The organism is Aeromonas enterica (assembly GCF_054052465.1).
This window is the reverse complement of record NZ_JBSTYL010000032.1, coordinates 1-14075: the sequence shown is the minus strand read 5'-3', so window position 1 is coordinate 14075 and position 14075 is coordinate 1. Positions and strand designations below refer to the sequence as shown.

Below are 14075 nucleotides of genomic sequence, written 5' to 3'. Positions count from 1 at the left end.
GCTTTTTTACTCCTGCCTCCCTTGAATGCCCACTGGATCATGGATAATTCACTTTCGATGAAAGAGATTTATCCATATAGTGAAAAAATTGATTTTGCACTCTGCGACGGCCTGATGATACTTGCCCGCAAAGGTCAAACTAACCAGAAAAAGAGCACTATGAGCTTCGAATCCGACAAGCGTTTCAACGACTTCAAACATTTTCCCCGTGGCCTGCGTCGCAGTGGCGAATTCACTGTGGCCGAAGCGGACAGTCTGGAAAAATACGGCACCGCCATGCTGGCGCTCTATCAGGGCAACCTGACGCCGCGCGATGACATAGAAAGCGCCTTTCTCGAACAGATCAAATCCGGTTCTGCCGGCAGCAACCCCCATGCCAAGGTGTGGTTCAAGTATCTGAAGGTGATAGGCCCCAAGCGCGTGCACCGTCTGTGCACAGTCGCGGGTGGCGCCAACGAGGAAACCGGTGGCGGCGGGTTTGAAGGTGGCAGTGGTGGCGGCAGCGACGAGTCCATCGATTAATGGATACCGAACTGCTTCGGACCTTTATCGAGGTCAGCAAAACCCGGCACTTTGGCCGGGCGGCTGAGAATCTCTACCTGACCCAGTCGGCGGTGAGCTTTCGGATCCGCCAGCTCGAGCAGCAACTCGGGGTCAGTCTGTTTGCCCGTCATCGCAACAACATCCGTCTGACCGCCTCCGGTGAGCGTCTGCTGCCCTATGCAGACGCCATCCTGCACACCCTGGGCCGGGCCAGGCAGGATGTGGCCCTCTCCCCCGGTTTCAGCCAGCAGCTCGCCATAGGTGCGCCTGCCGTGTTTTGGGAGCTCGACTTCAACGACTGGCTCAACCATGTCTATGCACTTGCTCCCGGCCTTGCGGTGCGGCTCGAAACAGCCTCCCGCGAGCACCTGTGCCGCCAGTTGCTGGAGCGCTCTCTCGACTTGGCCCTGCTCTCCGAGCCAACCAAGATCGACGAGATAGCACTGCATCCCATCGGCGAGCTGGTGTTCGAACTGGTGAGCCGGGATGCTGCCGCCAACGCCGACAGCCTGATGCAGATGCCCCACATTCACCTCGACTGGGGCACCAGCTTCGAGCCGCAACCCAGCCGATTGCAGAGCCTGCAAAAGACCCCGGTGCTGCACTCGAGCTCCGCCAACATGGCGCTGCAGTTCGTGCTGGCCAATGGTGGTGCCGCCTATCTGCCACGGCGCATGGTGAGCCCCTTCCTGGAAAAGGGACAACTGCATCTGGTGGAAGGAGGGCAGCCGCTGAGCCGTCCGCTTTATCTCGCCTATCTGGAGAAATCCGATCGCCGGGAGCTGATCGATCAGCTGCTGACCTTGCCGCTCGGTTGGGATGGCGCCGATCTGCGCCTGCCGCAGCCCGAATAACCTCGGGCCGGATAACACAGACAGAAAAGGGGCCTAACAGGCCCCTTTTTTATGATGCTTGTGTGCAATCTCGTCAGCCGTGCTGGCGGCGGTCGTTGGCCTGGGCCAGCAGCATGCGGCTCTCGCGCAGGAACTCATCGGCATGTTCGCCGAAGAAACCGGAAACTTGGGAAAAGGCTTCGATAAAACCGGCCCTGTCCCCCTGCTCCAACAGCCCCAGCACCTCGCCAAAGTTCTGGTAGTAGCGGCGGATCATCGCCAGATTCTGCGGGGACGACAAGATGATGTCGGCATAGAGCTCAGGATCCTGGGCAAACAGCCGCCCCACCATGGCCAGCTCCAGCCGGTAGATGGGAGAGCTCAAGCTCAGCAGGCGATCCAGATTGGCCTGCTCCCGCGACAGGTGCCAGCCGTAGGCGAAGGTGGCGAAGTGGCGCAGCGCCTGGATGAGGGTCATGGCCTCATCGTGGGCCTTGGCTTCCACCTGCTGCAAGCGGGCGCCCCAGATGGTCATCTGATCCAGCAGCCACTGGCTGGCGGCGGGGTCACGACCCTGACAGCAGACAATCACCTGTTTGGCGAGGCTCGCCACATCCGGTCCGAACATGGGGTGCAGCCCCAACACTGGGCCTTTGTGCACCGCCAGCATATGGGCAAGCGGCTCGCTCTTGACGCTGGTGACGTCCACCAGCAAGCAATCGGCTGGCAGGTTGCCGAGCCGGTCGATGATCTGGCAGGTGATATCGATGGGCACGGCCACCATCACCAGACCCGCATCGGCCAGAATGGCGTCAGCCCTTGGCCAATCGGCTTGTTCGAGTGTTTCGACGCGATAACCGGAAAGGCCGAACATGTGGCCGAACAAGCGGCCCAGCTGGCCCTGGCCGCCGATGATGACCACCTTGCCAAGCTCCGGCTTCATGCATTTGAAATGGTTGTCTTTTTCGCTGGCCGATTCGAGGATGTAGGATTCGCGCATCACCCGGCGCAACACATCCTCGATGAGATCGCCGGGCACCCCCAGCCGTTCGGCCTCGGATCGACGGCGGGCCAGCATGCTCGCCTCCCGATCCGGCGCATAGATGGGCAGGCCATGGCGGCTCTTCACCTCACCCACTTCCCCCACCAGAGCCAGACGGGCGGCCAGCAGATCAATAAGCTGCCTGTCCACCGCATCTATCTTGTCCCTGAGGGCATTCAACTCTTCAGCCATATCCAGTCCCTGCTGGCGCCGCTGGCGGCGGCGCCCTGTGATTCAAGAGGCAACAAGGGATCACCGCATGGGCGGTGATACCTCTATGGTTCAATCAGTTACGACAAGATACCACGGCTTACCGTGCAGTTCTGCCCTTGAGCGGCACCGCCAGCTCGCGATGGCATCGCTCCAGCAGAGCGGCGGTGCTATCCCAGTCGATGCAGGCATCGGTGATGGAGACGCCATAGCGCATCTGCTCTTTGGGCTGCTCGCTGGACTGGTTGCCCTCGAACAAGTTGGATTCGAGCATCACCCCTATGATGGAGCGGTTGCCCTCCTGGATCTGGTGGATGACGTTGTCGGCCACCTTGGGCTGCAAGCGGTGATCCTTGCTGGAATTGCCGTGGCTGCAATCCACCACCAGACCGGGCAGCAGCCCCGCCTTCTCCAGCGCCTCTTCCGCCAGCGACACATTGACCGAATCGTAGTTCGGGTGCTTGCCACCGCGCAGGATGACGTGGCCATCCGGGTTGCCCTGGGTCTGCAGCAAGGCAACCTGGCCCTGCTGGTTGATCCCCATGAAGGCATGGGGGCTGGAGGCCGCCTGCAGCGCATTGATGGCGGTACCCAGATTGCCGTCTGTGCCGTTCTTGAAGCCGACCGGCATGGAGAGGCCGGACGCCATCTCCCTGTGGGTCTGGGATTCTGTGGTGCGCGCACCTATGGCCGACCAGGAGAAGAGCTCTGCCAGGTATTGCGGGCTGATGGGGTCGAGCGCTTCGGTCGCCAGCGGCAATTCCAGCTCCGCCAGCCAGCAGAGCAGCTCACGGGCCCGGTGCAGTCCCAGCTCCACATCGAAGGTGCCATCCAGATTCGGGTCGTTGATGAACCCTTTCCAACCGACCGTGGTGCGCGGCTTCTCAAAGTAGACCCGCATGACAATGTAGAGAGAATCCTGGTAGGCATCATGCAGCGCTTTGAGTCTGGTTGCGTACTCTTTGGCGGCGTCCATGTCGTGGATGGAACAGGGTCCACAGATCACCAGCAGGCGGTGATCGCGACGGTGGATGATGTCGGCTATGGTAGTGCGGGCCCCTTGCACGAATGCCAGCGCCGGGTCGGAGATGGGTAGCTTCTCCTTGAGCTGGGCAGGCGTGATCATCACTTGTTCGGACTGGATATGGATGTTGTTCAGGGGGTCTCTTTGCATTTTCTCATTCTCTCTACAGTATTTAAGCCAATTGCGCCGATTGTATTTATTTGTTTACACAAGTCAGCACTTTGTTACGCAACCGCCCCCACCTTACCAAGGAAAAACAAACAATCAAGTGAAACTAGCGGATTAACTGTCTACAAGGTGGATAAACGACCAACCCAGCGTTCTAAACAGCCAGAAAGTAGCGGCTAAAAAGCTCCTTACCTGACAAAATCGTAAACATATAATTACACTCACAAGACTGCCGTCAGCGCAGCTCGACCACCATCCCACCCCGGTTCTTGCCTCCATTTTATAAAAAAAGCGGGGCACCAGGCCCCGCTTGCATTCCCGTGTTGCTCTTCTTTTACTATTTGCCGTGTGCCTTGATGGCTTCGACTGCCTTGTCGGGGAAGTCGCTGAATACCCCGTCCACATCCGCCTGATAGAGGAAGATGTTGAGCAGATCGCTGAAGTCCTTGGCATAGGCAGGGATCTGCCCCTCATCCTGACGGAAGGTATAAGGATGCACCTTGAGCCCGGCGGCATGGGCCTCTTTCACCATATTGGTAAACACAGGTTTGCCCAAGGTACCCGGCTCCGTGACTATCATCGGCTTCCAGGGGCCTATGCCTTCGGCGTAGCCGGCGATCGTCTTCATGGCACCCGGCTTGAACATCCAGTCATAGTCGTAAGGGGTTGCCTTGCCCTTGGCGTCATAGACCATGGTCTCGTTCCAGTCGGTCTCGGCCATCAGCTGCACCAGCTTGAGATCCATGCCCATGGCGGGCATCAGCTCGCTGTTGATACGCTTGAGCTCATTGGCATCGAAACACTGCAGATAGACCTTGTCGTTCTTGCTGGTGTAGCCGTACTCCTTCAGTACCTTGAGCACCGCCTTGGAGATGTCCTTGCCCTCATGGCGGAACAGCCAGGGAGCCTTGATCTCCGGGTAGATGCCGATGTTCTTGCCAGTGCTCTTGTTGAGCCCCTGGATCATCTCTATCTCTTCCTGGAAGGTGTGGATCTTGAAGCTGGACTTCCACAGCGGGAAGCGGGCCGGATAGACGGGTACCTGCTTGCCGTCCACCAACTGGAACGGCTCCGTCATGCGCAGGGAGCGCACCTCGTCCAGAGTAAAGTCCACCACATAGTAACGACCATCCGGACGGGCCCGGCCGGGGAAGCGCTCGGCCACATCCGTGATGCCATCGAGGAAGTGATCGTGCATCACCACCAGCTGGTCATCCTTGGTCATCACCAGATCCTGCTCCAGATAGTCAGCCCCCATGCCATAGGCCAAGGCTTTTGACTCGAGGGTGTGCTCGGGCAGGTAGCCCGATGCCCCACGGTGGGCGATCACGATTTTACCTTCATCGGCAGCCAGGGCAGGCAATGCAAGGGCGGCACCCAGGCCAAGGGCGATCAGGGAGAGAGAGATTTTTTTCATGCGTGGTGCTCTTTTTATTGTTTATGAGGTGTAGGTTATTGTTATGACAGAGGTTTATTTCAGTTTGACGACGGGCGGCCAAGGGGCCGCCCGCGTTTTCATCAGCTGGCCTTGGGCAGGGCGTGCTGGTGTTGATCCAGCCAGGCATGCAGTTGCTGCTGCTCAGGCTGGGACAGGCGCAGCCCCAGCTTGCTGCGGCGCCACAATATATCTTCCATCGAATGGGCCCACTCGCGGCTCATCAGATAACGCACCTCCGACTCGTACAAGCCGGCGCCAAAGTGCTGGCCGCGCTCCTCGTGCAACCAGAGGCGGGCGTGACTGCCATAGGCCTCGGCGATACGACGGGCGTTGCGCTCATCCAGCCAGTCGAATTCGAGCATATAGGCGCGGGCCAGTTCTGTGGTGGAGCAGTCGAACTCGCCACCGGGCAGACGGCTGCTCGCGGTCCAATCTTCGCCCATCTGGCTGAACCAGGGCTTGAGCTTGTTGCAGGCGGCCTGGGCCAGCTTGCGATAGGTGGTGAGCTTGCCGCCAAACACCGACAACAGCGGTGCGCCATCGGATTCGCCGGAGAGTTCCAGCGTATAGTCGCGGGTCACCGCCTGGGGGGAGTCGGATTCGTCATCGCACAGCGGACGTACCCCGGCATAGGTCCAGATCACATCTTTCGGGTTGATCTGGCGAGTGAAGTGGGCGTTGACCACCTTGCACAGGTAGCTGACCTCGGCGTCGCTGATCTTCGCTTCGCGCGGGCTGCCGTGATGCTCCACGTCCGTGGTGCCGATCAGCGAGTAGTCCTGCTGATAGGGGATGACGAAGACGATGCGGTTGTCCTCGTTTTGCAGGATGTAGGCCTCTTCGCGCTCATGGATGCGCGGCACTATGATGTGGCTGCCCTTGATGAGACGAATGCCGCGCGGGGATTTCTCGTTCAGGCTCTCGTCATAGAAGGTCTTGACCCAGGGGCCGGCCGCATTGACCAGACCACGGCAGGTGACGGTGAACTGCTCGCCCCCTTCCCGCTCCAGCGTCAGAGTCCAGTGCTTGGATCCACGCACCGCCTTGACGCAGCGGGTGCGGGTCTGCACATCGGCACCCTTGTCCCGGGCCATCATGGCATTTAGTACCACCAGGCGAGCGTCATCGACCCAGGCATCCGAGTATTCGAAGCCCTTGTTGATGCCGCTCTTGAGGCCGTCTTGCGGCAGGAAGCGCAGGCCGCAACTGCCCTTGAGCTTGTCGCGCTTGGCCAGGTTGTCATAGAGGAACAGGCCGGCGCGGATCATCCAGGCCGGGCGCAGGTGCGGGCGATGGGGCAGCCGAAAACGCATGGGACGGGCGATGTGAGGGGCCATGCCGAGCAGCACTTCCCGCTCCGCCAGCGCCTCTTTCACCAGCCGGAATTCGTAATGTTCGAGGTAACGCAAGCCGCCGTGGATAAGCTTGCTGGAATTGGAAGAGGTGGCAGAGGCGAGATCGCGCGCCTCGAACAGGGCAACCTTCAGACCCCGACCCGTTGCATCAGCCGCAATGCCCACCCCATTGATGCCGCCGCCAACGACGACCAGATCATAATGTTCGCTCATGTTCACCTACTCTTTCTTATTTTGTGTTGCCATGACAGCAATGTTTGATTTCGCTCATATTAGAGCATGAAAAAATGATAAACGAACATTTTATGGAGAAAATGTGATCGCGATTGTTTTGGCAATGCTAAAAATGCTGCCAGTCGGTGATCAGGACGTCAGCAGGAGGTGGGCAGGCAAAAAGCGTGCGCGAGATCGCGCTTATGCCAGGGGGAATCCAAGCGCAAGCGGAGTGTGTTCAAGCAGACAGGAGAAGGCGGAAAAGAAGCGGCCGCCAATGCGGCGGCCTTATGCCAGAGCAGGATGGTGGCGACTCAGCAGATGTGGCACTCGATCTGATGCTGGGACATCAGCCGCATCAGCTTCTCGGGCGGCTCCTGATCGGTGAACAGGGCGTGGATCTGGTTGAGGTTGCCCAGATTGACCATGGCGTTGCGACCAAACTTGGTGTGGTCGGCGGCCAGAAACACCTGACGGGAGTGGGCTATGATGGCCTGGGCGATCTTCACCTCGTGATAGTCGAAGTCGAGCAGGGAACCATCGTTGTCGATCCCCGAAATGCCGATGACACCGTAGTCCATGCGGAACTGGCCGATGAAGTCGCGGGTCGCCTCCCCCACAATGCCGCCATCCCGGTTGCGGATCTCGCCACCGGCAATGATGACGGTGAAGTCATCCTTGGCGGTGAGAATGCTGGCCACGTTGAGGTTGTTGGTGACCACGCGCAGCTCGCGGTGATCAAGCAGGGCGCGGGCGATGGCTTCCGTGGTGGTGCCTATGTCGATAAAGAGCGAGGAACCGTCGGGAATGTTGGCAGCCACTTCGCGGGCGATACGCTCTTTCTCCTTGAGCTGCATCACCTTGCGGGCGCTGTAGGCGGTGTTGACGGTGCTCGAATGCAGGGAGGCTCCGCCATGATGGCGCCGGATCTTGTTCTGTTCGGCGAGATCGTTCAGATCCCGGCGAATGGTCTGGGGGCTGACATCAAAGTGGGTCACCAGATCCTCGGTCGAGACAAAGCCCTGCCGCGTCAGGACGTCCAGGATCTCCAGATGTCGTTGGGTTTGCTTCACGCTTGAACTCCGATGATGAGACGAAAAAAGGCCCCGGCAGATGCGGGGCCTTTCGCAGTTTACCCGATCCCTTTTCGGATCAATAAGGGCAGGATCACGTTTTATGCCTTATCGGCAGCCGCTTTCTTGGCCGCGACGGCAATGTTCTCATGCTTGAGGGTCATGGCCAGCAAGATGATGGAGAGCACGCAAGATGCGGTCAGCACCATGAAGCCACCATCCCAGCCGAAGTGGTCAACCGTGTAGCCCAGCATGGCGTTGGCCGCCACGGCACCACCCAGATAACCAAACAACCCGGTGAAGCCTGCCGCAGTACCGGCCGCCTTCTTGGGTGCCAGCTCCAGCGCATACAGACCGATCAGCATGACGGGGCCGTAGATCAGGAAGCCGATGGCCACCAGCGCCATCATGTCGATGGTCGGGTTGCCGGCCGGGTTGAACCAGTAAACCAGCACGGCCACTGTCACCAGCACCATGAACAGGATACCGGCCGGGGCACGGCGACCCTGGAACATCTTGTCCGAGATCCAGCCGCACAGCAGGGTGCCCGGGATACCGGCCCACTCGTACAGGAAGTAAGCCCATGAGGAGTTGTCGACGGTGAAGTGCTTGGCCTCTTTCAAGTAGGTCGGTGCCCAGTCCAGCACGCCGTAACGAATGAGGTAAACGAAGGCGTTGGCAATGGCGATGTACCACAGCAGCTTGTTGTGCAGTACGTACTTGACGAAGATCTCCTTGGCGGAAAACTCCTTCTCGTGGCTGGCGTCATAGTCCTTCGGATAATCGTCCTTGTACTCCTCGATAGGCGGCAGACCGACCGATTGCGGGGTGTCGCGCATCACGAAGAAGGCGATCACCGCGATGGCCGCAGCTGCGGCAGCCGGTACATAGAAGGCACTGCGCCAGTCATTGAACCAGCCCATCCCCAGAATGAACAGCGGGCCTATCATGCCACCGCCGACGTTGTGCGCCACGTTCCAGACCGCAACCACTTCGCCACGCTCTTTCTGTGACCACCAGTGCACCATGGTGCGACCGCAGGGTGGCCAGCCCATGCCTTGTACCCAACCATTCAGGAACAAGAGCACAAACATGATGGCGATGCTGGAGGTGGCCCAGTGCACTGTCCCCATCATGAACATGATGCCAGCCGACAACAGCAGACCGGCGGAGAGGAAGTAACGGGCGTTGGATCGGTCAGAGACGTTCCCCATCAGGAATTTGGACAAACCATACGCAATGGAAACCCCGGACAGGGCCAAGCCCAGATCGCCGCGAGAGAATCCCTGTTCGATCAAGTAAGGCATCGCCAGACTGAAGTTTTTCCGTACCAGGTAGTAGCCGGCATAACCGAAGAAGATCCCGAAAAACACCTGCCAACGCATGCGTTTGTAGAAGGGATCGACCTTGTCGGCCGGGAGCCTGTCTATGTGTGGTGCAGGCCTGAAGAGACTAAGCATGTTCTGCTTCCTTATTGTTGTTGTGGGCGGTTGAGGGTGCCCTGTTCATGCTGACCAACCAGATGAGTCCTGATTCGAAAGCGAGCCTATTGTGCTCATATGTGAACATTTAATCTGTGATGGAAGCTCAAATATTGCAGTTTTATTACAAAATAAAGCGCCAAATGAGCAATCACTCATCAGCCGCAATCCCTTGTATAGCAAGGCTTTAAGATACCCACTAAGTGGTATAACCTTTATTGCAACTTGCTTTCCGTCACATTTCCTTAGCAATGAGTGGGATCTTGTCCACATTTTCTGCGGGGAAGGCGTGGTGAATGATCGATTTGGGTTTATTTTCTCTCTCGTCCGATAACGAGCGCAAACGAACATAACGTTTGCGCCAGCTCAAAAAACAATAAAAAACGTTTTCGGACGCAAAAATAGGACTGAAAAAACAACAAAACGGAACATCAAACCTACTCTGGGTGGATATAAGGAATAACGGTATGAGCATACAAAGACCCAATACCCTGCTTGGCGAGTGCATCGCCGAGTTTATCGGAACCGGCCTGCTGATATTTTTCGGCGTCGGTTGTGTAGCCGCCCTGGTGCTGGCCGGAGCCAACTTCGGACAATGGGAAATCTCCATTACCTGGGGTCTGGGTGTCGCCATCGCCATCTATGTGACCGGCGGTATTTCAGGTGCCCACCTGAACCCGGCCGTCACCCTGGCACTGATGACCTTCGCCGGCTTCGACAAGCGCAAGGTAGTGCCCTACATCATCGCTCAGATCGCAGGCGCCTTCAGCTTCGCTGCGCTGGTCTACTTCCTCTACAGCAGCCTGTTCACCCAGTGGGAAGTGACCCACAACGTGGTACGCGGCAGCATCGAGAGCCTAGGTACCGCCGGCATCTTCTCCACCTACCCCAATGCCCTGCTCTCCAACATGCAAGCCTTCGCGGTTGAGCTGGTGATCACCGCCGTCCTGATGCTGGGCATCATGGCGCTGGGTGACAACAACAACGGCGCCCCCAAGGGCTTCGCCGCCGCCCTGCTGATCGGTATCCTGATCGCCGTGATCGGCGCCTCCCTCGGCCCGTTAACCGGCTTTGCCATGAACCCGGCCCGTGATTTCGGCCCCAAACTGTTTGCCTTCCTGGCTGGCTGGGGTGACGTGGCCATGACCGGTGGTCGTGACAACCCCTACTTCTGGGTGCCCATCCTTGGCCCCATCGTTGGTGCCCAGATTGGTACCGCCCTGTATGTGAAAGTGCTGGCTCCCTGTGTGCCGGGCAACCGTGTTGCCGCCACCAAGAAAGCCGCCCAAAACGCCAAAGAAGAGGCTGCCGCATAAGAGCGGCCCCCTCCAACGTGTAAAAACGTGGAAAATAAAAACGTGGAGAACATCATGTCTGCTGAAAAAAAATATGTCGTCGCTCTGGACCAGGGTACCACCTCCTCCCGCGCCATCGTGTTTGACCAGGACGCCAACATCGTCGGCACCTCCCAGCGCGAATTCACCCAGCACTACCCGAAAGCGGGCTGGGTAGAGCACGACCCCATGGAGATCTGGGCGACCCAATCCTCCGTCTTTACCGAAGTGCTGGCCAAGACCGGCCTGCGCAGCGAAGAGATCGCCGCCATCGGTATCACCAACCAGCGTGAAACGACGGTTGTATGGGAAAAGGCCACCGGCAAGCCCATCTACAACGCCATCGTCTGGCAGTGCCGCCGCACCGCAGCCATCTGTGAAGAGCTCAAGGCCCGTGGCCTGGAAGAGTATGTTCGCGACAATACCGGTCTGGTGCTGGATGCCTACTTCTCCGGTACCAAGGTGAAGTGGATCCTCGACAACGTGGAAGGTGCCCGCGAGAAGGCGATGAACGGCGAGCTGCTGTTCGGCACCATCGACACCTGGCTGGTGTGGAAGATGACCAACGGCGAAGTGCACGTCACCGACCCGACCAACGCCTCCCGTACCATGCTCTACAACATCCGCGACCTGAAGTGGGACGAGAAGATGCTGGACGAGCTGGGCATCCCCATGTCCATGCTGCCAGAGGTCAAACCCTCTTCCGAAGTGTACGGCTATACCACCCGTGGCGGCGGCTCCCGTATCCCCATCGCCGGCATTGCCGGTGACCAGCAGTCTGCCCTGTTCGGCCAGCTCTGCTTTGAAAAAGGGATGGCCAAGAACACCTATGGCACCGGCTGCTTCATGCTGATGAACACCGGCACAGAGCCGGTTCGCTCCAACAACGGTCTGCTGACCACGGTCGCCATCGGCCCGAAAGGGGAAGTGAACTACGCGCTGGAAGGCGCCGTATTCATGGGCGGCGCCACCATCCAGTGGCTGCGTGACGAACTCAAGATCATTCACGATGCCCGCGATACCGACTACTTCGCTTCCAAGGTGGGTGACACCAACGGCGTCTACCTGGTACCGGCCTTCGTGGGTCTGGGTGCACCCTACTGGGATCCCTATGCTCGCGGCACCATGGTCGGTCTGACCCGTGGCGCCAACCGCAATCACATCATCCGTGCCGCGCTGGAATCCATCGCCTATCAGAGCCGTGATGTGCTGGATGCGATGCAACAGGACTCCGGCATCAAGCTGGCGGCCCTGAAGGTGGACGGTGGCGCCGTGGCCAACGACTTCCTGATGCAGTTCCAGGCTGACATGATGCACACCCCTGTGGTGCGTCCGACCCGTATCGAGACCACCGCCATGGGTGCCGCCTTCCTGGCGGGTCTGGCAGTCGGCTTCTGGAAGAGCTCCGACGAGCTGGAAGACAAGTTCAGCGTGGACAGAGAGTTCATCCCGCAGATGGACAGAGACGATCGCGCCAAGCGTTACAGCGGCTGGAAGAAAGCCGTTGAGCGTTCACGCCGTTGGGCTGAAGAGGAATAATCGGGCAACCGATATCCCGTTGAGATGAAAACCAAAGAGGCCGACAGCAATGTCGGCCTCTTCTTTTTTATTCGGTCAGGCATCCATTGTGGGCATTCACCACATCTGGCGGCCCGCCGATCAGAGCTCGATCTATTGCCATGGCTGGTTACCAACATCCTCTCCCCTTTGGCCGAAGAGTGTCGGCCCTTAAAACGCCGCCATCACAGGGTATGGCTGCCGAGCTGCTCCTTGATAAAGTCAAGCCAGACCCGCAGCCGGATGTCGCGCTGAGCATCGGAGTAAAACACCGCATTGATGGGGCGCGAGGCACCGCTGTTGCTGCGGGCCAGCACCTCAACCAGGGCGCCGCTCGCCCGATCCGGCCCGGTCATGAAGTCAGACAGGCAGGCGATCCCCTGCCCCGCCAGCGCCAGCTGACGCAAGGTCTCGCCGCTGCTGGCCCGCAGGCCGGGGGTGATGGCGAAGCGATCCCCCTGCTCGACACTGAGCAGCGGCCAGTGGTTGAGGTGATCGGGGTGCAAAAAGCCCAGCAGCTCGTGGCCAGCCAGCAGATCCGCCGGCTGGCGCGGGGTGCCGCGCTCGCTCAGGTAAGCGGGGGATGCCAGCAACCGCAGCCGCGAGTGGCCGAGCGGCAGGGCGCGCAGGGACGAGTCGGTCAGCTCACCGATCCGGATGGCCATGTCCACCCGCCGCTCCATCAGGTTGATGAACCCCTCCGAGCTGTGCAGTTGCAGCTCGATGCCGGGATAACGGCGGCGAAACTCGCCTATGATGGGCACCAGCCGGTGCAGGATAAAGGGGGTGGCCGCATCGACCCGCAAAATCCCTTCGGGCTGCTCCTTGCGGCTGAGCAGGTGCCCCTCCGCCTCGCACATCTCGGTCAATATTTTCACGGCCCGCTGATAGAACCAGCTCCCCTCCTCGGTCAGGCTGACTCGGCGGGTGGTGCGGTTGAGCAGCACGGTGGCAAGCTTCTCCTCCAGCCGCTTGATGCCACGGCTCACCACCGAATTGTCCATGCCGAGGTTCTCCGCCGCCTGGCGAAAACTGCCCGCCTCCACCACGGCCACAAACAGGGTCAGTTCATCAGAATGGGTCTTCATTGCTGTTATCCAGACAAGAGTAATGGGCCTTTATAGGCGCAGTGGCTGTGGATTGGCAAGTGAGCTCTGGTGCCACATCTTTGTTTGCATAGATAAATAACGTGATGGCCAGCTCAAACCAGACTCGCCCATTGCCGGTACAATGCGGCCAAAACGGCATCGTATGGCGCCACGATATAACAAGGAAGGAAACCATGACATTCGAAGCGCGGCTGACCGCCGCCCATCAGGAGCTGGCCAGCAAGGGGGTATGGCACGCCAACTACAATCCGCCTCTGTTCAGACTGCTGCGCAGGCTGGGTTGCCCGGTCAAACCGCCTCACTATCAGGGCTGGCTCGCCAACGTTCTCGGGTTTGGCATCAGCATAGGGCTGTTCTGGGGTCTGTTGATGTGGTTTTTCAGCTGGCAACCCATGGGGATGGATCCGTTATTTTCCCTGCGCCAAACAGCCCTGTTTGCCGGATTATTCGGTATTTTGATGGCAAGTTGGCTCTGGCTTAGGCGCAAGCAGCTTGCATTGACCCCGTGGGAGCAGCTGGGCAAGGAGTAACATTTGCAGGCATGAGTGGTGGCAAAGGGACAAGTCCACCCATATGGCTCTGGACATAATGCTGCTGCACCTATAAAAAGGCTATGTCCCAATTACGTGTTGCATGGGGTGCCCCAGCGCCTCATGCAAACACGCTTTGATATTTACTCCCCTTCCGTAACGCTC

12 protein-coding genes are annotated in these 14075 nt (G+C 58.9%); 5 read left to right on the top strand and 7 right to left on the bottom strand.

All coding sequences use genetic code 11. The annotated features are described in order from the left end of the window. Positions 1-159: 159 nt before the first annotated feature. Positions 160-522, top strand: a complete 363-nt coding sequence (locus ACW5XD_RS21690; protein ID WP_290040610.1) for a DUF413 domain-containing protein — start codon at positions 160-162, stop codon at positions 520-522. Continuing rightward, positions 522-1397 (top strand): HTH-type transcriptional regulator HdfR, encoded by an 876-nt coding sequence (gene hdfR / locus ACW5XD_RS21685; RefSeq protein WP_456496677.1) that lies wholly within the window; start codon positions 522-524, stop codon positions 1395-1397. The genes ACW5XD_RS21690 and hdfR overlap by 1 nt, the downstream gene beginning before the upstream one ends. A 73-nt stretch (positions 1398-1470) precedes the next feature. Here hdfR and tyrA read toward each other — a convergent pair whose 3' ends face one another. The 6 genes from tyrA to glpT all read right to left on the bottom strand — a co-directional run bounded on the left by tyrA (position 1471) and on the right by glpT (position 9359). Then, positions 1471-2610: a bifunctional chorismate mutase/prephenate dehydrogenase gene (gene tyrA / locus ACW5XD_RS21680; RefSeq protein WP_456496676.1), complete on the bottom strand. Its 1140-nt coding sequence runs from the start codon at positions 2608-2610 to the stop codon at positions 1471-1473. A 118-nt stretch (positions 2611-2728) separates the two neighbouring features. Then, on the bottom strand, positions 2729-3802 hold the full coding sequence (locus ACW5XD_RS21675; protein ID WP_456496675.1) for a 3-deoxy-7-phosphoheptulonate synthase: 1074 nt from the start codon (positions 3800-3802) through the stop codon (positions 2729-2731). Between the two features lie 355 nt (positions 3803-4157). Then, positions 4158-5237, bottom strand: coding sequence for a glycerophosphodiester phosphodiesterase (gene glpQ / locus ACW5XD_RS21670; RefSeq protein WP_456496674.1), 1080 nt, complete (start codon positions 5235-5237; stop codon positions 4158-4160). Positions 5238-5338: 101 nt separating this feature from the next. Next, the gene (glpD, locus tag ACW5XD_RS21665) at positions 5339-6826 is read right to left on the bottom strand and encodes a glycerol-3-phosphate dehydrogenase (protein ID WP_456496673.1); all 1488 of its coding nucleotides are present in this window, start codon (positions 6824-6826) and stop codon (positions 5339-5341) included. A gap of 314 nt (positions 6827-7140) precedes the next feature. After that, on the bottom strand, positions 7141-7899 hold the full coding sequence (locus tag ACW5XD_RS21660; RefSeq protein ID WP_005310067.1) for a DeoR/GlpR family transcriptional regulator: 759 nt from the start codon (positions 7897-7899) through the stop codon (positions 7141-7143). Positions 7900-8000: 101 nt separating this feature from the next. Further along, the gene (gene glpT / locus ACW5XD_RS21655; protein ID WP_456496672.1) at positions 8001-9359 is read right to left on the bottom strand and encodes a glycerol-3-phosphate transporter; all 1359 of its coding nucleotides are present in this window, start codon (positions 9357-9359) and stop codon (positions 8001-8003) included. 488 nt (positions 9360-9847) lie between these two features. Here glpT and ACW5XD_RS21650 point away from each other — a divergent pair, with 488 nt between their 5' ends. Next, positions 9848-10696: an MIP/aquaporin family protein gene (locus ACW5XD_RS21650; RefSeq protein ID WP_456496671.1), complete on the top strand. Its 849-nt coding sequence runs from the start codon at positions 9848-9850 to the stop codon at positions 10694-10696. A 54-nt stretch (positions 10697-10750) separates the two neighbouring features. Beyond that, the gene (gene glpK, locus ACW5XD_RS21645; protein ID WP_456496670.1) at positions 10751-12253 is read left to right on the top strand and encodes a glycerol kinase GlpK; all 1503 of its coding nucleotides are present in this window, start codon (positions 10751-10753) and stop codon (positions 12251-12253) included. A gap of 203 nt (positions 12254-12456) precedes the next feature. On the opposite strand, the gene ACW5XD_RS21640 is transcribed toward glpK, so the two are convergent. Continuing rightward, positions 12457-13359 carry a LysR substrate-binding domain-containing protein gene (locus ACW5XD_RS21640; protein WP_456496669.1) on the bottom strand — a complete coding sequence of 301 codons (903 nt, stop codon included), beginning with the start codon at positions 13357-13359 and terminating at the stop codon, positions 12457-12459. A gap of 194 nt (positions 13360-13553) precedes the next feature. Here ACW5XD_RS21640 and ACW5XD_RS21635 point away from each other — a divergent pair, with 194 nt between their 5' ends. Next, a complete protein-coding gene (locus tag ACW5XD_RS21635; RefSeq protein ID WP_456496668.1) occupies positions 13554-13910 on the top strand; it encodes a DUF6404 family protein in 357 nt (118 codons plus the stop codon). The last annotated feature ends 165 nt before the right edge of the window (positions 13911-14075 follow it).